The 19,323-nt window shown below is 66.3% G+C and carries 17 protein-coding genes and 1 riboswitch; of the genes, 6 read left to right on the top strand and 11 right to left on the bottom strand.

What is annotated here, in order from left to right; all coding sequences use genetic code 11:
• Nucleotides 1-24: 24 nt before the first annotated feature.
• Both IR187_RS02640 and IR187_RS02635 read right to left on the bottom strand, forming a co-directional pair.
• On the bottom strand, nt 25-300 hold the full coding sequence (locus IR187_RS02640) for a hypothetical protein (protein ID WP_228765493.1): 276 nt from the start codon (nt 298-300) through the stop codon (nt 25-27).
• Between the two features lie 39 nt (nt 301-339).
• Nucleotides 340-1,338 (bottom strand): adenosine kinase, encoded by a 999-nt coding sequence (locus IR187_RS02635; RefSeq protein ID WP_194953151.1) that lies wholly within the window; start codon nt 1,336-1,338, stop codon nt 340-342.
• Nucleotides 1,339-1,445: 107 nt separating this feature from the next.
• Between IR187_RS02635 and IR187_RS02630 the strand changes: the two genes are divergently transcribed.
• Together IR187_RS02630 and IR187_RS02625 are read left to right on the top strand one after the other, a co-directional pair.
• Complete coding sequence (locus tag IR187_RS02630) at nt 1,446-2,129, top strand: EI24 domain-containing protein (protein WP_194953150.1); 684 nt, start codon at nt 1,446-1,448, stop codon at nt 2,127-2,129.
• Nucleotides 2,126-2,506, top strand: coding sequence for a hypothetical protein (locus IR187_RS02625; RefSeq protein ID WP_194953149.1), 381 nt, complete (start codon nt 2,126-2,128; stop codon nt 2,504-2,506). The genes IR187_RS02630 and IR187_RS02625 overlap by 4 nt, the downstream gene beginning before the upstream one ends.
• A 152-nt stretch (nt 2,507-2,658) precedes the next feature.
• Here IR187_RS02625 and queG read toward each other — a convergent pair whose 3' ends face one another.
• Nucleotides 2,659-3,723 (bottom strand): tRNA epoxyqueuosine(34) reductase QueG, encoded by a 1,065-nt coding sequence (gene queG / locus IR187_RS02620; protein ID WP_407699063.1) that lies wholly within the window; start codon nt 3,721-3,723, stop codon nt 2,659-2,661.
• A gap of 67 nt (nt 3,724-3,790) precedes the next feature.
• On the opposite strand from queG, the gene IR187_RS02615 reads away from it, so the two are divergent.
• The 4 genes from IR187_RS02615 (at nt 3,791) to msrB (ending at nt 7,902) form a co-directional block, all read left to right on the top strand.
• Complete coding sequence (locus tag IR187_RS02615; RefSeq protein WP_194953148.1) at nt 3,791-4,744, top strand: ABC transporter ATP-binding protein; 954 nt, start codon at nt 3,791-3,793, stop codon at nt 4,742-4,744.
• Nucleotides 4,741-6,015, top strand: coding sequence for an ABC transporter permease (locus tag IR187_RS02610; protein ID WP_194953147.1), 1,275 nt, complete (start codon nt 4,741-4,743; stop codon nt 6,013-6,015). Before IR187_RS02615 ends, IR187_RS02610 begins: the two co-directional genes overlap by 4 nt.
• Before the next feature lie 71 nt (nt 6,016-6,086).
• The gene (locus tag IR187_RS02605; RefSeq protein ID WP_194953146.1) at nt 6,087-7,343 is read left to right on the top strand and encodes a cytochrome P450; all 1,257 of its coding nucleotides are present in this window, start codon (nt 6,087-6,089) and stop codon (nt 7,341-7,343) included.
• Nucleotides 7,344-7,416: 73 nt separating this feature from the next.
• A complete protein-coding gene (gene msrB / locus IR187_RS02600) occupies nt 7,417-7,902 on the top strand; it encodes a peptide-methionine (R)-S-oxide reductase MsrB (protein ID WP_194953145.1) in 486 nt (161 codons plus the stop codon).
• A gap of 10 nt (nt 7,903-7,912) precedes the next feature.
• Here msrB and IR187_RS02595 read toward each other — a convergent pair whose 3' ends face one another.
• From IR187_RS02595 to IR187_RS02560, 8 genes are all read right to left on the bottom strand, one after another.
• Nucleotides 7,913-9,781 (bottom strand): hypothetical protein, encoded by a 1,869-nt coding sequence (locus tag IR187_RS02595; RefSeq protein ID WP_194953144.1) that lies wholly within the window; start codon nt 9,779-9,781, stop codon nt 7,913-7,915.
• Complete coding sequence (locus tag IR187_RS02590; RefSeq protein WP_194953143.1) at nt 9,781-10,209, bottom strand: GtrA family protein; 429 nt, start codon at nt 10,207-10,209, stop codon at nt 9,781-9,783. The genes IR187_RS02595 and IR187_RS02590 overlap by 1 nt, the downstream gene beginning before the upstream one ends.
• 26 nt (nt 10,210-10,235) lie before the next feature.
• Nucleotides 10,236-11,771 carry an NAD(P)/FAD-dependent oxidoreductase gene (locus IR187_RS02585; RefSeq protein WP_194953142.1) on the bottom strand — a complete coding sequence of 512 codons (1,536 nt, stop codon included), beginning with the start codon at nt 11,769-11,771 and terminating at the stop codon, nt 10,236-10,238.
• Between the two features lie 84 nt (nt 11,772-11,855).
• Complete coding sequence (locus tag IR187_RS02580) at nt 11,856-12,278, bottom strand: acyl-CoA thioesterase (protein ID WP_194953141.1); 423 nt, start codon at nt 12,276-12,278, stop codon at nt 11,856-11,858.
• A complete protein-coding gene (gene metE / locus IR187_RS02575; protein WP_194953140.1) occupies nt 12,265-14,574 on the bottom strand; it encodes a 5-methyltetrahydropteroyltriglutamate--homocysteine S-methyltransferase in 2,310 nt (769 codons plus the stop codon). The genes IR187_RS02580 and metE overlap by 14 nt, the downstream gene beginning before the upstream one ends.
• A 117-nt stretch (nt 14,575-14,691) precedes the next feature.
• A riboswitch (cobalamin riboswitch) is annotated at nt 14,692-14,906 on the bottom strand.
• A gap of 56 nt (nt 14,907-14,962) precedes the next feature.
• Nucleotides 14,963-17,776 (bottom strand): carboxypeptidase-like regulatory domain-containing protein, encoded by a 2,814-nt coding sequence (locus IR187_RS02570; protein ID WP_324187628.1) that lies wholly within the window; start codon nt 17,774-17,776, stop codon nt 14,963-14,965.
• Between the two features lie 30 nt (nt 17,777-17,806).
• The gene (locus IR187_RS02565) at nt 17,807-18,637 is read right to left on the bottom strand and encodes a fimbrial biogenesis chaperone (protein ID WP_194953139.1); all 831 of its coding nucleotides are present in this window, start codon (nt 18,635-18,637) and stop codon (nt 17,807-17,809) included.
• Nucleotides 18,638-18,835: 198 nt separating this feature from the next.
• Nucleotides 18,836-19,318 carry a DUF4402 domain-containing protein gene (locus IR187_RS02560; protein WP_228765492.1) on the bottom strand — a complete coding sequence of 161 codons (483 nt, stop codon included), beginning with the start codon at nt 19,316-19,318 and terminating at the stop codon, nt 18,836-18,838.
• Between the last annotated feature and the right edge of the window lie 5 nt (nt 19,319-19,323).

The raw sequence follows: 19,323 nt of genomic DNA, 5'->3' as shown, positions 1-19,323 counted from the left end.
CTCAGGGCTACGGTTAAAACGACCTTACTTCACCGCTTCCTGTGCCGCATCGCCTACATCTTGGGCAGCATCGCCAACCTTCTGCGCCGCTTCGGTGATCGCACCCGTTTCCGCCCTGTCGTTGGCGAGGAACTGGAACGCAAAAAAGCCGGCGAACGCCAGCACAACGAGCAGGATAAGGCCCATGCCAAGTCCGCCGCCGCGCCGCGGTTCGCGATCGATGATCTTCGTCGTGTGCGTCGTCCCGTCGGGCGCGCGGGTTTCGTGAATCTCGTCGGCCATCTCGTCCTCCTGTGCCATTCTTCTGGCGCATAGGACGCGTCGGCTGACCGAAAGTTCCTAGCCGAGCCGGGCGCCGACCTTGGCTCCCAGGTCGGTCTGCGCCCGCGGGCCGACCTGTGCGATGATTTCGCGCGCGCACACCGCGCCCATCGTCAGACAGTCGGCGATCGGGCGCTCTTCGGCCAATCCCGCCAGAAAACCGGCGGCGAACAGGTCGCCCGCGCCGGTCGTGTCGACCACCTCTTCAATCGGCTCGGCAGCGACTTCGGCGCGCTCGCCGTTCGTCACTGCAACCGCACCCTTTTCGCCGCGCGTCGCGACGAGCAGCGGCACCTGGGCAGCAACCTGGGTGAGCGCCGCCTCGAAATCGCTGTGCTGCGCCAGTTCGAGGAGCTCCGCCTCGTTGGCAAACAGGATGTCGATCTCGCCCGCCGCCATCATGCGGCGGAAATCCTCGCCATGCCCCGCGACGACGAATGTGTCCGACAGGGTGAAAGCGACGCGGCGGCCCGCCGCCTTGGCCATGCCGATCGCCTCGGCCATCGCCGCCCGCGACGCGTCGGCGTTCCACAAATAACCTTCGAGATAGAGGATGTCGGCATCGGCGATCAGCGCCGCGTCGAGCGATTCGCGGCCCAAGTTCTGCGACGCCCCCAGAAAGGTGTTCATCGTGCGCTGGCCGTCGGGCGTGACCAAGATCAGGCAGCGCGCGGTCGGCGCGCCGCTGTCGGACGGCGGTGTGTCGAACGCGACGCCGAGCGCGGTCAGATCGTGGGTGAACACCTGGCCCAGCTGGTCCTGCGCGACCTGGCCGATGAAGCCACAGCGCCGCCCGAGCGCCGCCATCCCGGCGAGCGTGTTCGCCGCGCTGCCGCCCGACATTTCGATCGCCGGTCCCATCGCGGCATAAAGCCGCTCGGCCTCGTCGGCATCGATCAGCCGCATCGATCCCTTGACCAAGTTTTCGCTTTCGATCAGCGCGTCGTCGGCGCGGGCGAGGACGTCGACGATCGCATTGCCGATGGCAACGACGTCGAAACGGGCGGTGGCGGCCATAAAATATCCTGTAATGCGTGAAAAAAGCTGCCGCGCTTTAGGGATGCGGACGGGTCAAGGCAAGCGCGACGCTTGACGCACGCGCCACGCCCTCGCATCCCGGCGCGATGACCCGCGCCTTCCACGCCCTGCTGCTCGCACTCCGCGACCTGCCGCAGCCGCGCGTCCTCAAAATCCTCGCGCAAAGCCTGGCGCTCACCCTGTTGCTGCTCGTCGCGGCGGGGATTGCGATCTATGTTGCCGCGCACTGGGCGTTCGATCACTGGCAGTGGCTCGGAACCGCCGAGCGCGACATGGCAGGCGTGCTCGTGATCCTCCTCATCATCGCGGGCAGCTGGCTGCTGTTCCGCGCCGTCGCGATCGTCGTTGTCGGGCTGTTCGCCGACGCGATCGTCGCCGATGTCGAGGAGCGCCATTATCCCGCCGCGGCAGCGCGCGCCGTCGATGTCGGGTGGGGACAGAATATCCGCCTCGCGCTTGCGTCGTTGGCACGGCTGATCGGTGGCAATCTGCTTGCGTTGCCCTTCTATATTCTGTTGCTCGTCACCGGCATCGGTACGCCGATCCTCGCGCTGCTGGTCAACGCGCTACTGCTCGGCCGCGATCTCGAGGCGATGGTGCGCGCGCGCCACCCCGACCGGCCGCGGTTCGACCGGCCGACGCGCTGGTCGCTCGGGCTGCTGTCCGCCGCAAGCTTTGTGGTGCCCGTCGCCAATCTGTTGGCGCCGATCGTCAGCGCGGCTATGGCGGTCCATATGCTCCATTTGCGGAGCGGGGACCGGAACATATGAACCAAAACCGCCGTCTGGCTACGATCGCCAGCCTTGCCCTGCTGCTTGGCGGTTGTGCCGGCAGCGCCATCCCGCGCCCCGCGCCGTCGCCGGGTGGACTGCCCGCCACGACCATCCCCGCGCCGCGACCGGTGCAGAACAACAGCCTGATCGGCCACCCCGCCAACGCCGCGCTGGGGCTGTTCGGAAAACCGCGGCTCGACGTCACCGAAGGCGGCGGCCGCAAGCTGCAGTTCGGCGGTAGCGCCTGCATCCTCGACATTTATTATTACGCGCCGCGCCAGGGTGCCGATCCGCTCGCGACGCATGTCGATGCGCGGACCCCCGACGGTCGCGACGCCAATATCCCGAGCTGTATCGACGCGCTGCGGCGGTGATACTAATCCCCCCCGTGGCGAAGCCATGGGGAGGTGGCAGCGCGTAGCGCTGACGGAGGGGCTTTCAACGCGACGTTGCTGCCCCTCGACCATCCGCTTCGCGGACGGTCCCCCTCCCCATCGCTTCGCGACAGGGAGGATTGTCGATGACGTCACGACGTCAATTGATCCAGCGCCCAACGCGCCGCGTCCGCCACCATCGGCGTGTCATCCTCCGTCAGCCGCTCCAGCAGTGGCCGAAACCGCGCGTCGCCGCTGTTCCCGGCGGCAATCGCCGCGTTGCGCACCATCCGCCCGCGCCCGATGCGCTTGATCGGCGACCCGGCAAACACCTGCCGGAACGCGGCATCGTCGAGCGCGAGCAGGTCGGCGAGCGAGGGGGCGACGAGTTCGCCGCGCGGCAAAAAGGCGCGGTGCGCATGCGCGGTGTCGGCGAATTTGTTCCAGGGACACACCGCCAGACAATCGTCGCAGCCATAGACGCGATTGCCGATCCCGCGGCGCAGCTCGTGCGGGATCGGTCCGTCATGCTCGATCGTCAGGTACGAGATACAGCGCCGCGCATCGACCCGGTAAGGCGCGGGAAAGGCCTGCGTCGGGCAAGCGTCCTGACACGCGGTGCAACTTCCGCAGCGGTCGCGCCCCGGCACATTGGGGGCCAGCGCCAGCGTCGTATAAATCGCCCCCAGAAACAGCCAGCTGCCATGCTCGCGGCTGACCAGATTGCTGTGCTTGCCCTGCCAGCCAAGCCCCGCCGCCGCCGACAGCGGCTTTTCCATCACCGGCGCGGTATCGACGAACACCTTGAGTTCGGTTCCGGGGACTTCGGCGACCAGCCACCGCGCGACCGCCTTCAGCGCCTTTTTGACGACGTCATGATAATCGCCGCCCTGCGCATAGACCGAAATCCGGCCGCGCGTCGGACGATCGGCGAGCGCCAGCGGGTCGTGCGCCGGGGCATAGCTCATGCCCAGCGCGATCACCGACCGTACCTCGGGCCACAACCCTTTGGGCGATCCACGCTGCGCGGCGCGGCTTTCCATCCAGATCATGTCGCCGTGGCGCCCTTCAGCCAGCCACTGGTGCAGGCGGGCCGCCGTCTGCGGCGCCGCATCGGCATCGGCGATCCCGAACGCGACAAAGCCCTGCGCGCGCGCCACCGCCTCCAGACGGTCTTCCAGCGACGGCATTTCGGCAGGCAAGGCTTCGGCAACCATTGCTGCTCTATACGCGAGCCGCCGGTTCGTGCCATAGGTGACGGACGCACAGATCAGGGACCGAGGTTTGAACGATTTCAGCGTCGAGGCGACCGGCCTCAGCAAATATTTCGGCGATTTCAAGGCCGTCGATAATGTGAGCCTGACCGTGCCCGCGGGCAGCATTTATGGCGTGCTCGGCCCCAATGGTGCGGGCAAGACCACCAGCCTGCGCATGACGCTGGGCATCATCGACCCCGACGAAGGGTCGAGCCGCATCTTTGGCGAGCGCCCGCAAACCGTGCGCCACCGCATCGGCTACCTCCCCGAGGAACGCGGCCTCTACCCCGGCATGAAGGCGCGCGAGGCGATCGCCTTCATGGGCGCGCTCCGCGGGCTCGACTGGTCCGAAGGCCGCCGCCGCGCCGCGACCTTCATGACCGAACTCGGCCTCGAACGCGTGATCGACGAAAAGGTGCGCAAAATGTCGAAGGGAATGGCGCAGATGATCCAGCTGATCGGGTCGATCGTCCACGCCCCCGACCTCATCGTCCTCGACGAACCTTTTTCGGGACTCGACCCCGTCAACCAGGAACGGCTCGAAATGCTCGTCCGCCGCGAACGCGACCGCGGCGCTACCGTGCTGTTTTCAACGCATGTCATGGCGCACGCCGAACGGCTCTGCGACCGGCTGGCGATCATTGCGCGCTCGCAGCGCCGGTTCGAAGGGACGGTCGACGAAGCGCGCGGGCTGCTACCGATGCAGGTGCGTTACACCCCGCGCGCCGATTCCGACCCGGCGTCGGTCGCGGCGCTCTTGCCGACCGGCGCCGAGCATCGCGGCGACAGCTGGTTCTTTCCGGTCGAGGATGCCGGGGTCGAGCCCTTGCTCGCCCGCATCACCGGCAGCGGGCTTGGCGTTGTCGGCCTGTCGATCACGCGCCCGGCGCTGCACGACGCCTTCGTCCATATCGTCCGCCAGGTCGACGCCGGTTTCGAGGCCGACGCCGGTGCCGACGCGGTCGAGGAGGCGCTCGCATGACGCCGTTCCTCCGCAACATGTTCGTCATCGCGCGCCGCGATTTCCTCGCGATCGTCGCGACCCCGACCTTTCTGTTGTTCCTGCTGGCGCCGCTGTTCATGATCGCCATGGGGCTTGCGGGAGGCATGGGGGCGTCGCAACTCGCCGACAGCGCGCGTGGCGCCGGGCGAATCGTCGCGATCGTCGAGGCGGCGGATATCGAGGCTCTGCGCGCCGCCGACGACCGGCTGCGTCCCGCCTTTTCGCGCGGCGATGCCCCGCCGCCGCTGGAATTTCGGATCAACAGTCCGGCTACCCCCGATCCCGTAGCGATCGCGCGCGAAAAGGGCACCGACACCTATGCGGTCCTGTCGGGGCCGTTCGACAGTCCGCGCATCGTCGAACGCAATGCCGAAGGCAGCGCGGGCCGCTATCTCGCGCTGCTCGCCAATCAGGTGCTGCGTGACCGTGCCGCGGGCGATGTTGCACCCGCCACGCCGCGCTTTGAAAGCGTCCGCAACGGCGGGTCGAGCATCGCGCTCCAGCAATCGCTCGGCTTCGGCGCCGTCTTCGTCATCTTTCTGCTCACCCTGTTGCTCGCCGGCCAGACGGTGAGTTCGCTCGCCGAGGAGAAAGGCAACAAGGTTATCGAGATCCTTGCCGCGGCGGTTCCGCTGGAAAGCGTCTTTCTGGGCAAGCTGCTCGGCTTTCTCGGCGTCGCGGTGCTGTTCATCGTCTTCTGGCTCGCAATGGCGATGGTGGGCGGCTTCGTCGCGATGGTCCAGATGGACCCGACGACGCTGGCGACGACGCAAAATGCCAACAAGGCGACCGCCGCGCTCGGCGCCATGCCCGCGACCGGCTGGGGCTTTTTTCTCGGCATCGGCTTTGTCTATTTCATCCTGTCCTTCCTGTTACTCGGCGCGGTTTTCCTCGGCGTCGGGGCGCAGGCGGCGACGGTACGCGAAATCCAGATGCTCAGCCTGCCGATCACGATCTTCCAGGTCGGCATGTTCAGCCTGTCCGCCGCCGCCGCGAGCGCGCCGGGCAGTTCGCTCGCGGCCTTTGCGCAGGTCTTCCCCTTCTCATCGCCGCTCGCCATGGCGGCGCGCGCCGCGACCGACGACAATATCGCCGTCCATTTCCTCGCGCTCGGCTGGCAGGCGATCTGGGTCGCGCTGGTGATCTTCCTGTCGGTCCGTCTGTTCCGTTCCGGCGTGCTCGGCGGCGGCCGCGGCTGGAAATTCTGGCGCCGCAAGACGCGGGCCGCGCAGGCAACCGAGCCTCGTTGACAAAGTTGTAAATAGTGGCATTCTGCAACTGATCAGGCCGCGCCCGACGGCCGTTGAGAGGAGCAGCCCCGATGGCCACCCAGATTCGCGTCGCCCCCGAAGTCGCCAATCCGCTGGATGTTTCGCGCGCCGAGCTGTGGAGCGAGGACCGCTGGCAGGAACCGATGCGCCAGCTCCGCGCCGAGTCGCCAATCTACTACTGCCCCGAATCGAAGTTCGGCCCCTATTGGTCGGTGACCACCTACAAGCCGATCCAGCATATCGAGGCGCTGCCCAAGATTTTCTCGTCGAGCTGGGAATATGGCGGCATCACTGTCGCCGGCGACGGGATCGAGCATCTGAAAGAGGGCGAGATCCCGATGCCGATGTTCATCGCGATGGACCCGCCCCAGCACACCGCACAGCGCCGCACCGTCGCCCCGGCCTTCGGCCCGTCGGAGATCGAACGGATGCGCGCCGACACCCAGGCGCGCACCGCGGCGCTGATCGACACGCTGCCGGTCGGCGAGACGTTCGACTGGGTCGAAAAAGTGTCGATCGAACTCACCACCGACATGCTCGCCATCCTGTTCGACTTTCCCTGGGCCGACCGCCACAATCTGACCCGCTGGTCGGACGCGCTCGGCGACATCGAAAGCTTCAACACGCTCGAGGAACGCCAGGCACGCCTCGCCACCGCTTTTGAAATGGGCGCCGCGTTCAAGGAATTGTGGGATCACAAGGCCAAAAACCCGGGCAAGCACGACCTCATCTCGATCATGCTCCAGTCCGACGCAATGAGCCATATGAGCCATGAAGAGTTCATGGGGAACCTCATCCTGCTGATCGTCGGCGGCAACGATACGACGCGCAATTCGATGTCGGCCTATGCCTATGGCCTGCACTGTTTCCCCGAAGAGCGCGCCAAGCTCGAGGCAAACCACGACCACGACCTCGCGGTCAACGCGATGCACGAAATCATCCGCTGGCAGACCCCGCTCGCGCATATGCGGCGCACCGCGATGGAGGATACCGAGCTGTTCGGCCACCAGATCAAGGCGCGCGACAAGATCGCGCTCTGGTACGCGTCGGCGAACCGCGACGAGAGCGTGTTTCCTGACGGCGACCGGATCATCGTCGACCGCGAAAATGCGCGCCGCCACCTCGCCTTCGGTTACGGCATCCACCGCTGCGTCGGTGCGCGCGTCGCCGAACTGCAACTGACCTCGCTGATTTCGGAGATGCAGAAGCGCCGGCTGCGCGTCAATGTGCTCGCCGAACCCGAACGCGTCCACGCCAGCTTCGTCCACGGCTATCGCCATATGCCGGTGGTGCTCGAGAAATATTGACGCCGGCTGAAACCTCGCGGCGGCATGCGACGTATCTGACGCACAGGCCCGGATTGCGGGCCGGGAGTCCGTGATGATCGACCGCCGTTACCTCCTCGCTGGCCTCGCCCTCGGCGGCGCGGTGATCGCCGCGCCGCTGCTGTTCGCCAAATCGACGCGACCGCAGGCGGCGCCCGGCTGGCGCCTGTCCGAAGCCGAATGGAAAAAGCGGCTGACCCCGTTCGAATATAGCGTGCTGCGCGAAGCGGCGACCGAGCGTCCGTTCAGCCACCCGCTCGACAAGGAAAAGCGCGCCGGCACCTTTGTCTGCGCCGGCTGCGCGCTGCCGCTCTATTCGAGCAAGACCAAATATGACAGCAAGACCGGCTGGCCCAGCTTCTGGGCGCCGCTGAAGGGTGCGATCGGCACCGCGACCGACTATGACCTCGGCTATCCGCGGACCGAGGTGCATTGCACACGCTGCGGCGGTCACCTTGGCCATGTCTTCAACGACGGGCCGAAGCCGACCGGCAAGCGTTATTGCATGAACGGCGCGGCGATGCGCTTCCGGCCTGCCTGATTGCGCCGGTTCACGACGCGGGCTTGACCCGCCACACTGCCAGTCCCGCACGCGACGCGATCGGCAGCGGCTCCAGCCATGCGGGCGCCTTTCCGGCATAAAGCTGTGCCGCCAGCGCGTCGCGGTGTGCGCGGCGGTAGCGCAGCAGATCGTTGGCGGTGCGGCAGATCACGACCAGCCCCGCCTGCTCCTTGCGCACCAGCGCTTCGGCTTTGGCCGGATCGCCGACAAAGACGCGCAGCGTGTTCGCCATCGCTTCCTTGTTGCGATGGTGGCCGGTGGCGACAAGGCCGTGATGCGTCCAGTAAACAAACGGTGCGCCAAGGTCGATCGGGGTCATGATCGTGGTCGCGGGTATCCGGTTCAGTGCCGCGACGGCCACCGGATCGAGGCAGTTCTGCGCAAAGGGCGATGCCGCATCACCACGCCTTTCATCGGGTTTGAACATCGGAAACAGCGCGCCGAGCAGGATTGACGCCGCAATGCTGCCTAGCAGCGGCAGCGACAAGGCGGCCAGCGTCGATGCCAGCACCCGTGGCAGCGCGGCCGGGATCGTCCGGGCCCATTGCCAGGCCCGAATGCCCAGCCAGGCGCAGCCAGGCAACGCAAACAGATGCGCGGTCGATACGCTGCGCAGCACCAGCACCGACAGGATCGTGGCCCCGGTCAGCGCCACAATGACCGTCACCCAGTTGCGGCGATCGACGTGATCGGCCGAGGCGCGCCACGCCAGCAACGACCCCGCCAGCCCCATCAACGACGGCACGAGTACGAAGATGGCGTCATAGGCACCCGATGCCCAGACCGGCTGACCTTCGAGAATATTTCGGTACCAGTATTGGACCACGATCGGGTCGAGCGAAGCGAAAGGCCCGTTCGCGCATTGCGGTTCGGTCCACACCAAAGCTCCGGCTGCCGCCAGCCCGGCACCACCGAGCAGCGCAAGCCGCGCCCACGGCCGTGCCGGATCGGCGTGCGTGATGCCCAGAACCGCCGCAGCTGCGGCAACAAAGGCTGCCATGTAAGGCGCCGACAGCGAATCACACCAGGTTCCGACCAGTCCGACGGGGCCGCGCGTCGCGAACTGCAACAGGATCGCCCCGCCCGCCAGCGCGACCAGATAGCCAGCCAGCCAGGCACGGTCGTCGCCGTGGCCGTGCAAGGCCCAGCGCAGCGCCGCCAGCGCGGCGAACAGCGCGACGACCGGCAAGCCCTCGATCGATACCGACAGCAAAGCCGCGGCAAACAGGCCGCCAAGCAGCCCCGGCCGCCACCCCGCCGGGCGCAACGCCTGCGCCATGATCAACATCGCGAGCAAAATCTGCCAACCATGATGGTCGACGCGCAGCGGGCGGAATTGCGCCAATATATAACCCGACATGATCAGGAACAGCGGCACGACATAGGCGATCCGCGGGTCCGACAGGCGCCGGTACCCCAGCACGCACGCAACACTGAGCGCGGCGCCGAGCAGCGGCGGCCACAGCGCCATCACGATCCGTTCGGCGATGGCCGCGCCGAACAGCGGCTCGAGCAGCAAAATGCCCAGCGCCAGCGGCGCATCGACGATCCGCGACCAGTGCATCAAAACCCCGCCGCCGGCAGGATTGACCCGATATTGCGTCAGATCCCACCAGCTTTGGCCGGCGAGCAAGTCGCGCACCTGCGCCATGCGCATCGCATCGTCGGTGTCGGCAAGGTCGAGCGCGCCGATCGCCTGCCATTTGCCGACGATCGCGATCAGACTCATCGCGCCCCACACCAGCAGCGCGATGCGGACGGGGGTGAACCAGCGGTGCAGCGCGGTCGCGTCGGCGGACGCCGGTGCGTCGCCCTGCGCTGCCACGCCGCCGGGAACGGGCGCCGCCAGCTCCGTCATCAGGCTGCGGCCCGGAAGACGATATGGCGGCGGAGCAGATAGGTCGTCTGGAAACTCACGACGATCGCCGCCAGCTTGGCAAGCCGCGGATCGAGCCCGAACGCACTGCCGGTACCGACGATTGCGGTCGTCACGGCAAGACCAACCAGCGCCGATCCGACGAACAGCATCTTCTGGCGGTGGCGCTCACCGGTGCCGCGCGCCGCGGCGCCGTCGGCAAAGACAAGGCGGCTCGACACCAGCCAATGAACGAGGATTCCGGTGCAATAGCCGACCGCCGATGCCGACATCGGGGCCAGCCCCGAATCGAGCAGCAACAGGAATAGCGCCGCATCGCTGCCCAGTGCGAGTACGCTCGCGAGCAAATAATTCACCCAGCGGATTTCGCCGCGGCGTACCGCTCCGACCAGTTTGGTGACAGGGAGCATGGCGAAGACCCCTCCGGCCAAAACGCTCAGGCGGCCTTGCTCACGCGCGCCGGGACGTCGCGGACCGACGCCAGCGCCGCCTGTTCGCCCTCGGTGCCGCTCTCATGATATTCGGCGTCCTCGTTGACGCCCCAGATGTCGTACACCCGCTCGCCCGCGACGATATTGCGCACCGTCAGCATCGCGGTCATCATCGCATGATCCTGGTTGTTATAGCGGTGCATGCCGTTGCGCCCGACCATGTGCAGCGTCGGATAGCGCGCTTCCAGCTCGCTGCGCATTGTTTCGACATGCGCGGCATAATCATCGTCATAGACCGGATAGGCTTTTTCCTGCCGCACAACGGCGCCGCCAACGACATCCTTGGGATCGCAGAGCCCCAGGATCGCCATTTCTTTTGTCGCAAGCGCAATCAGATCGTCATCGCTTGACGCCCACAGCCCGTCGCCCTCGAAACAGAAATACTCCAGACCCACACACGCGATCGCCGGATCGGGCACCATTTCGGGCGACCAGCTGCGGAAATTCTGCACCCGGCCGACCTGCACCTTGCTGTCGTGGATATAGATCCAGTTGTCGGGGAACAGATCCTCCGACCGGATCTTGAGCGCAACGGTCAGAAAATCACGATATTTCAAATTCGGCGCTGCGTTCAGCGCACAGGCGGGCAGCGGATGGATGCGCGCCGCCAGCTCGCGCATCGGCGCCGAGCTGATCACATGCGCCGCGTCGATCACCACATCACCGTCGGGCCCGTTGGCGGTCAACCGCCAGCGCCCGCTGACCTGATCTTGCGTCAGCTGCTTGAAGCTGTGCGCCATCAACACATGGTTGCCGCCCGCAATAACCTTGTCGCGCGCCGCGTCCCACATCATGCCCGGGCCAAGCCGCGGATAGCGGAAGGTTTCGAGCAGGGTCTTGGTCGCCATCCCGTCATTGGGCCGCTTGTTGAGGCCCAGGCTGCGCTTCAGCCCGTCGAGCACCGCCGCACCGAGGCTCAGCCCCTTGATGCGCTGTGCCGCCCAGTCGGCCGACATTTCGTCGCACGGCATACCCCACACCTTCTCGGTGTAGGTCTTGAAAAAGATCGAATAAAGCTTCCGCCCGAACTGGTTGATCGTCCAGTCCTCGAAACTGCGGACATTTTTGTTCGGCAGCAGCTTTGCCTTGGCATAGCTGACCATGCACAAGGTCGAGCGGACGACGCCCAGATTCCACAGCGCCTCGAACGCGCGCAGCGGATAGGAATAGAATTTGCCTTCATAATAGATGCGGCTCATCCGCGGACGCTGGATGAAATCGTCGGGCAGAATCTCGTTCCACAGATCGACGACCTCCTGGCTTTTCGAGAAAAAGCGGTGCCCGCCGATATCGAAGCGAAAGCCTTCATGCTCGACCGTCCGGCTGATCCCGCCCACATAGACCGGGTCCTTTTCGATCACGGTGACCGAATAGCCTTCCTTGGTCAGCAGATAGGCGGCGGTCAGCCCCGCCGGTCCAGCGCCGATGATCGCGACATCGGCGCTGGTCGGGCGGTTTTTCGGTTTCGTAGCGACGGACATTGATTGGCTTCCCCACAGGCAATTCATGCTCCTGCCCGCTGTGGCCAATCATGGATAAGAAATGGTTAATTCTCCGTCGGCGAATTATCTGCCGCCAGCTTCGCAACCGTGATCGTCGATCAGCGGCGGGACGGCGCGCGGTCTGCGGTCCGGGCCGACCGCAACAAAGATGAACCGCGCCTGCGTGACACGGCTGTTCTCGTCGACATGACGTTCGCGCGCCCAGGCTTCGACCTCGACCTGCATCGACGAGCGTCCGACCTTGACCAGCCGGGCGAACACCGACACCTCGTCGCCCACAAAGACGGGCCGGTGAAAGGTCATGCCTTCCACCGAAATCGTCACCGCGCGGCCGCGGGCGTGGCGCGACGCCACCGACGATGCCGCAAGATCCATTTGCGCCATCAACCATCCCCCGAAAATGTCGCCATAGACATTGGCGTTGGCGGGCATCGCGGTGACGCGCACAGCGGGTTGCGTCGCGGGCATCTTTTCATTGTCCATCATAGGCGCCCCGGATGCGCATCGTGCGCGCCGCCGCAACCATTGCCGTCAGCGCCGGACGCACCTCGTCCCATTTGCGCGTCTTGAGCCCGCAATCGGGGTTCACCCAGATTTGCGGCGGCAGCAAATGTTTGCCCGCCAGCGTCAGCAGGTCGGTCATCTCGCTTGTCGCGGGGATGCGCGGACTGTGGATATCATAGACGCCGGGGCCGACTTCGTTCGGATACGCATAGGAGGCAAAGGCGTCGAGCAACTCCATCTGCGAACGCGCGGTCTCGATCGAGATGACATCGGCGTCCATCGCGCCGATCGCGCGGATGATGTCGTTGAACTCCGAATAACACATATGCGTGTGGATCTGGGTGTCGTCGCGCACGCCGCTCGCCGTGATGCGAAAGCATTCGACCGCCCAGTCCAGATAATACTGCCATGCGCTGCGACGCAGCGGCAGGCCTTCGCGGAGCGCCGCCTCGTCGATCTGGATGATCGCAGCGCCTGCGGCCTCCAGATCCTGCACCTCGTCGCGGATCGCCAGCGCGATCTGGCGGCAGCTCGCCTCGCGCGGCTGGTCGTCGCGGACGAACGACCAGTTGAGGATCGTCACCGGACCGGTGAGCATACCCTTCACCGGCAACTCGGTCTGGTCCTGGGCAAAGCGCCACCAGTCAACCGTCATCGCCTTCGGGCGCGAAACATCCCCGTAAAGGATCGGCGGACGGACGCAGCGCGAACCATAGCTTTGCACCCAGCCCGCACGGGTAAACGCAAAACCCGACAGCTGCTCGCCGAAATATTGCACCATGTCGTTGCGCTCGAACTCGCCGTGGACCAGGACGTCGAGGCCAATCTCCTCCTGCCATTTGACCGCGGCGCGCGTTTCGACGCGCAGATATTGGTCATAAGCGGCCGCGTCGATCTCGCCCTTGATAAAGGCGGCCCGCGCCTTGCGGACCTCGGGGGTCTGCGGGAAGGAACCAATCGTCGTCGTCGGATAGGCAGGCAGCGCCAGCCGCTCCTGCTGCGCCGCGCGGCGCGTGGCGAAGGGCGAAGGGCGGTGGATCGCCGTGTCGTCGAGCGCGGCGAGGCGCGCGGCGACCGCGGGATCGTGGATTTTCGGCGATGTTTGGCGCGCGACCGCGGCGATCCGCGACGCGGAAAAGGCCGCAAAGCTGGCATCCTCGCCCTCGTTCAGCGCTCTGGCCAGCGCGGCGAGTTCTTCGATCTTCTGGACCGCGAAGCTTAGCCATTGCGCGATTTCGGGATCGAGCGACGTCTCGAGCGCCAGATCGACCGGGACGTGAAGCAGCGAACAACTGGGCGCCAGGACGAGATCGCGTTTCGCGGCAATCTCCTTGAGCCGCCAGTAAAGATCGGGAAGATTGGCGCGCCAGATATTGCGCCCGTCGATGACACCCAGCGAGAGCAGCACGTGCGGCTGAAGCTTTTCCAGTGCAAGCTCGAGCTGGTCCGGCGCGCGAACAAGGTCGAGGTGCAGGCCGTGGACCGGCAGGTCGGTAACCAGATCGAAATTGTCGTCCAAACCGCCGAAATAGGTGGTAAGCATCAGTTTTGGGCCGCGGGTCGCCAAGGCGGAATAGGCGCGCGCAAACGCCGTGCGCTGGGTTTCGCTAAGATCGAGCACCAGACAGGGTTCGTCGATCTGCACCCATTCCGCCCCCAGCTTGGCGAGCCGGGCGAGAATCTCGGCATAAACTTCGAGCAACTGCGGCAGGAGCGCAAACGGCTCGACCGCCTTGGCTTTGGCAAGCATCAGATAGCTGACCGGGCCAAGGAGGACGGGCCGGGTCATATAACCGAGCGCTTTCGCTTCCTCGAACTCGTCGAAAATCTTGGTCGACGCGATCCGGAACGTCTGCCCCGCGCTGAGTTCGGGGACCAGGAAATGATAATTGGTATCGAACCATTTGGTCATTTCCTGCGCCGTCGTATCGTGCATATGGCCGCATCCCGCCGACGACGCCGCGCCCTGCGTCCCGCGTGCCATCGCGAAATAGGTGTCGGTATCGACGGTTTCGCCGGTCCAGTCGTACCGCGTGGGGACCGCGCCGATCAGCGCGCTGGTGTCGAGCACATGGTCATAGAGCGAAAAGTCGTTCGACGGCAGAATGTCAGCGCCCAAGGCCTTCTGGCGGGTCCAGTGGAGCGCGCGCAGCCCGGCCGCAGCAGTCTGGAGTTCGGCAAGCGAGGATTTTCCCGCCCAATAGCTTTCGAGCGCGAATTTGAGTTCGCGGCGCAGGCCGATGCGGGGAAAGCCGAGGGTGGCGACGCTGACAGTCATGATTGGCACCTTGCAAAAGGGCAAGGGCGACAGGCAGACGCACGAACACGGGGATCCGCGCCCACGAAGCAAGGGTCGGGCGCAGCCATGCATGCGACCTGACCGGACACCCCGCCGGAGGACGTATCTGACGAGGCAGGTCTCCTGGCTCGCGGATCAGCGCAGCGGTCTGGCCTTCCCGGTTCCTTGCGAACCAGTGACACGTATCGACCGCCGCTCACCGCTTACAGTTGCGGGGGCAGCGCCGGCCTTGCCCGTTCGGGCGCACCGGCTTCCCGTCTTAGCTTTGCGCCGCACCGGCGCCGCAAAGAACCTCGACGATCGCCATCCTAGCGACGCGGCCCGGCGTGTCAATCGGACATAAAGATTTCTTTATATCTCTAGCCGATCAAGGTGCGACTGGGAGCGCCAGCACATCCGGCGTGACCACCTCCGCGTCAGGCGATGGCGTCGGCGGCGCCCGCGCGCCATTGCCCTCGCCCGTCACCGCCGCGCCCTGCGCCACCACATCGCGCCGCAACGGTTTCAGCGTCAACGTACCCAGCCGCACCCGCGGCGTTGCCTTGCCCGGAACCGCGGCGATCGCAAAACCGCTGTCGAGCCGCGATGCCGCGGCGGACGCCTTGCCCGGTCGCACCTTGTAACGCCCGTAGGCGACGCCTTCGAACAGGAAATAGCCGTCGAATTCGGTCAGCGTGGTCGCGCGCACCCGGCCTTCGGAATCGACCAGTTCGAGCGCTAGCCCTTCGACCGGATTACCCCCGTCGCGGCGCGCAACACCCTCGATCTCGCCCGCCGCCACCATCGGCAGGGCGACCCGCGTCGCGACCCCGGGGCGCGGCGTCACCACCACGCCCGGCAGCGCGGGCTGGACATAGGGATCGGGCAAGCTGCCCGCGTCGATGCCGATCAGGACCGGCCGGAAAGGTTCAAGGCCATCGATCGTCCCCTGGCCGTCCTTGCCGGTCGCCCGCTCGACATAGGCATGCCCCGCGGTCAGCGGCACGCCCGCCAGCGCCGCCTCGCCCGGCTGACGGACGCCGTCGCCATTATCGTCCATCCACACGTCGGCGATAACCTGGCCGCGGCTCGCCAGCTTTTCGCTCGACACGCGCCAGCCGCCGTGCGGTTTCGGTCCCAGGCTGAAGGCGAGTGACAGCGACGCCGCGACCGATCCGTCGCTCGCCACTTCGCCGAAACCGCTCAGCTGTAAACGATTGAAACGGCGCGTATATCCGGCGCCGACCCGCGCGCGTTCGAGCCCGCGGTCGTAGCCGAGCTCGGTGCGCCATTCGGCATCACCCTTTCCGGCCCATTCGCCGACCAACGCCATGCGCGTGTCGCTGTTCGCGCCGGACAGCGCAAAGCGCGCCTCGCCGCGGAGACGCACACGCCCGATGCGGGCATTGGCGAGCAGGGTAGCGGTCAGATTGTCGGGCGGATCGGGGCCGATCGGCACCTTGGTCCGCGCCCAGTCGAGCTGGCCGGTAAAGGTCAGCGCGCGGAAACTCGCCGATGCGCGCGCGCTCGCTTCCAAACTGGAAATGCCTGAGCGACGATCGATCTGGCGCAGGTCGAAATGCAGCGGCAACACGGTCCGCCCCAGCTTGACCGACTGGTCGACCGAGATCGAATACATCCCGTTGATATTGCTGAGAAAACGGTCGGACACGAAACCGTTCCACCCGCGCATCGCGTCGGCGCGGACATAGGTTTCGCCGAAGCCCGCCAGCCAGCTCGCACGCACTGCGCCGCCCCCGTCATGCGCATAGCTGCCGCCAACCTCGAGCAACGTCGGCCCGATCGAGCGGCGCAGCGCGGCCTCGGCATAATTGCGCCGCACATCCTCGATCACCAGGCTGTGCGCATAGGCAGCCACCGAGGTGCGCGTATCGAGGCCGCGCTCGATGCCCAGCGTCCCGCGCCAGCCGCGCCGAAACGGCCCGCGCCGCCGCCCCCCAAACTCGATCAGGTCGGCATTTTCCTGTGCGAAGCCGGCCCAATACCATGTCTTTTGCGGCGGGATCGAATCCATCCCTACCTGCACCTGTTTGATTTCGCGCCGGATCTGGCCCTGCGGACCGTAAAGCACGATTTCGAAGCGGTTCGCGCCATATTGCAGCGGCACATCGAGAAATTCGTAGCGGCCGTCGCGATTGGGGCTGGTGAAGGCCAGCAACTGGCCGTTGCGATACAATTCGGCGTCCCACCCGGCGGGCAGGTCGCCGCGAAAATTCGTCTTGTCGAAGCTGTCGGGACGTTCGATCGGGCGGTTGGTGAGCACCGCGCCGCGCCCCGGCGCCGACGACGCGACAATGCCGGTCGACAACAGGCTGACATCGCCCGCCGCGTAATGCGTCGCCTTCAGCGGCCCGAGCAGCCGCCCTTCGGGATCGGTGCGATACAGCCGCATCCGCAGGCTGTCGGGGACGCCTTCATTGTCCGATGACAGCCGTGCATCGAAACTCTGTTTCAGCACCTCGCCCGCGGCGAAAATCTCGTAGCGCCCTTGGACATAGGAGCCGCCGCGCCGGTCCGACACAAACCCCGCCGATGCAACGACATCGACCGATGGGGTCGCCCACCCTTGATACGGCCGCGACGCCTGCGGCAGGCTCGCAAGATCGAACTGCGCCGCCGGGCGGATCGCCGCGGCGCGCGCGCGCCGTTCGGCGGCGAGCTGGAACGGCAATTTTTCCTTGCTGTCGATCCGCAAAACCGCGTTCGACAGGTCGGCGACGATCGGCACGCCGAGCCATTTGGTCAGGCTGTCCAGATCGACGCACCAGCCCGCCGGGGTGTCGCGAATCGTCGTCGCCGACAGCCGATAGCTCTGGCTGCCCGCGCGCACCTCGCCCGCGTCGCGGTCGATCACCAGACTGCGCCGCTCGTCGAACACCCATCCGGTTGCGCGGCGCAACTTCTTGTCCACGCGCACCGCGAGGTCGAGCGCGAGCACGACGTCGGCCAGATCGACGCACATCCCCTGCGGCGTCTGGTACCCGCGCACCCCGTCGCCCAGCCGATATTGCCCCGACCGCAGGTCGAACAGCCAGCTGTCATCCTCGTTCGGGGCCCAGCCGTCGGCGACCAGCGAAACCGGCTCTTTATCAACGGCCTGCGCGCCAGCGGGAACCAGTCCCGCCAGCGCCAGTCCGGCGAGGATCGCCGGTTTCCATCGGGTCAGCGCCGCGCGAATCACGGCCCCGGCTTTCGCCCCGCCCCTATCGCGTCACTTGACCACCCGGTCGACCTGGTCGATCGTCCCGCCGCCGACCTCGCGGTCCTCGCTATAGCGGATGCGCACCGGCCCTTTCAGCTTTTCCGCGAGTTCGGGCGGCACGCGCAGCGACACCGCGCGCGCGCCGACCTCGGGATAGACCGCAATGCCGCGCGCCACCAGCAGGGGCTCGCTGACCCCCGGCCGCGTCACTTCGATGTCGCCGTAGACCGAGCGATTGCCTGTCCGCGTCAGTCCGAAATTGAACGCCGGTCCGTCGGCGGTATCGGCGACCCACGCCTCGCCGATCGACGCTTCGGCGCCCAGATTGCCGACGCGGACGATCACCGGGATGGTGATGCCATAGATGGGCGTCAGCGCGATCGACACGCCCGTGCTGGCAGGTTTGGCGACTTCGCTTGCGGTGGCCGGGGCCGCATCGGGCACGGCGCGGAACAGCATATGGGCGCGATATTCGCCGGGCGGCGTGCCTTCGGGAATGCGCACCCCGACGCGGATCACCTGCGGCTGGTTCGGCGGCAGCGTCACGCGGCGCGGGCTGAACGCGATCATGTCGAGCGCGGCGCGCTCGGCGGGCGTGGCATCGGCCTCGGCGATTTCGTCGAGCCCGCCCGCGGCGGTCATCCGCTTGATCTCGAGGCTGATGCGATAGGTCGCGGGTTCGGCGCCGATATTGTTCAGTACCACTTCGGTACCGCGCGATCCGTCGAGCACGACGCGCGTCGGCGCGACGAGCAGATCGCCCGCGGCATGGACGGGTGACGCCGCAAAACCGCACAATGCGACGCAAAACAGGCCGAAGCCCTTCAGAAAATCAGGCATGGATACGATCCCCACAATCGTTGGTCCCGGCACGGCGTACGCCGTCCCGCTTGGTCCCGTCCTGCCTGCGCCAACATGGTTGATATTTCGCTAACCATGATGGCGGTACGTCTTGCGCGCGCACAAAAAAGGCCGCCGGACCTGCGCCCGGCGACCCTTTTCGGTGTCGGCGGGGTTTAGCCCACCAAGTCCGCCGCCTTACTGATAATTGGCGGTGACGTTGAACGTGCCGGTATAGTCGCCCGCGGTCTGGTTGGCGCCGACGTTCAGCGTGCCGCCGACCTGGAAGCTGCCACCCGTCGCGCCCAGCGTGATGTTCGCCGACGAATAGGTCAGCGACGAGGTCATCGTGCCGCCCAGCGAGCCATTGAGCGTCACGCTCGAATCGCCGCCGACGAGGACGACGGCACCGCTGGTGCCCTGGACGTCGAAGTTCGCCGCCGTGGTCGTGCCGGTGCAGGTCAGGCCCGCGCCGCAGGTCGCCGCGCCGCTGGTCGAAACCGACACGGTCGAGGCGGTCGCGCCGCTGATGATCGTCGCATATTGCAGCGCGCTGGTGTTGGTCAGCGTGATCTGGCGCAGGATCTTGGCCGTGGCCGTACCCGTCGCCGTTGCCGCATGCGCCGCCGAAGCGTTCATGGCGAGGGCAGCAATCGCGGCGCCGAGGACGGCGCGCTTCATTCCAA

It is taken from the genome of Sphingopyxis solisilvae, from assembly GCF_015475875.1.
GTDB lineage: Bacteria > Pseudomonadota > Alphaproteobacteria > Sphingomonadales > Sphingomonadaceae > Sphingopyxis > Sphingopyxis solisilvae.
This window is presented reverse-complemented; position numbering and strand designations above follow the sequence as displayed.

Bases quoted from the DNA above. Each gene is read 5' to 3' on its own strand.
- IR187_RS02640 (WP_228765493.1), bottom strand. From the start codon at position 300: ATGGCACAGGAGGACGAGATGGCCGACGAGATTCACGAAACCCGCGCG.
- IR187_RS02635 (WP_194953151.1), bottom strand. From the start codon at position 1,338: ATGGCCGCCACCGCCCGTTTCGACGTCGTTGCCATCGGCAATGCGATC.
- IR187_RS02630 (WP_194953150.1), top strand. From the start codon at position 1,446: ATGACCCGCGCCTTCCACGCCCTGCTGCTCGCACTCCGCGACCTGCCG.
- IR187_RS02625 (WP_194953149.1), top strand. From the start codon at position 2,126: ATGAACCAAAACCGCCGTCTGGCTACGATCGCCAGCCTTGCCCTGCTG.
- queG (WP_407699063.1), bottom strand. From the start codon at position 3,723: ATGGTTGCCGAAGCCTTGCCTGCCGAAATGCCGTCGCTGGAAGACCGT.
- IR187_RS02610 (WP_194953147.1), top strand. From the start codon at position 4,741: ATGACGCCGTTCCTCCGCAACATGTTCGTCATCGCGCGCCGCGATTTC.
- IR187_RS02605 (WP_194953146.1), top strand. From the start codon at position 6,087: ATGGCCACCCAGATTCGCGTCGCCCCCGAAGTCGCCAATCCGCTGGAT.
- msrB (WP_194953145.1), top strand. From the start codon at position 7,417: ATGATCGACCGCCGTTACCTCCTCGCTGGCCTCGCCCTCGGCGGCGCG.
- IR187_RS02595 (WP_194953144.1), bottom strand. From the start codon at position 9,781: ATGACGGAGCTGGCGGCGCCCGTTCCCGGCGGCGTGGCAGCGCAGGGC.
- IR187_RS02590 (WP_194953143.1), bottom strand. From the start codon at position 10,209: ATGCTCCCTGTCACCAAACTGGTCGGAGCGGTACGCCGCGGCGAAATC.
- IR187_RS02585 (WP_194953142.1), bottom strand. From the start codon at position 11,771: ATGTCCGTCGCTACGAAACCGAAAAACCGCCCGACCAGCGCCGATGTC.
- IR187_RS02580 (WP_194953141.1), bottom strand. From the start codon at position 12,278: ATGATGGACAATGAAAAGATGCCCGCGACGCAACCCGCTGTGCGCGTC.
- metE (WP_194953140.1), bottom strand. From the start codon at position 14,574: ATGACTGTCAGCGTCGCCACCCTCGGCTTTCCCCGCATCGGCCTGCGC.
- IR187_RS02565 (WP_194953139.1), bottom strand. From the start codon at position 18,637: ATGCCTGATTTTCTGAAGGGCTTCGGCCTGTTTTGCGTCGCATTGTGC.
- IR187_RS02560 (WP_228765492.1), bottom strand. From the start codon at position 19,318: ATGAAGCGCGCCGTCCTCGGCGCCGCGATTGCTGCCCTCGCCATGAAC.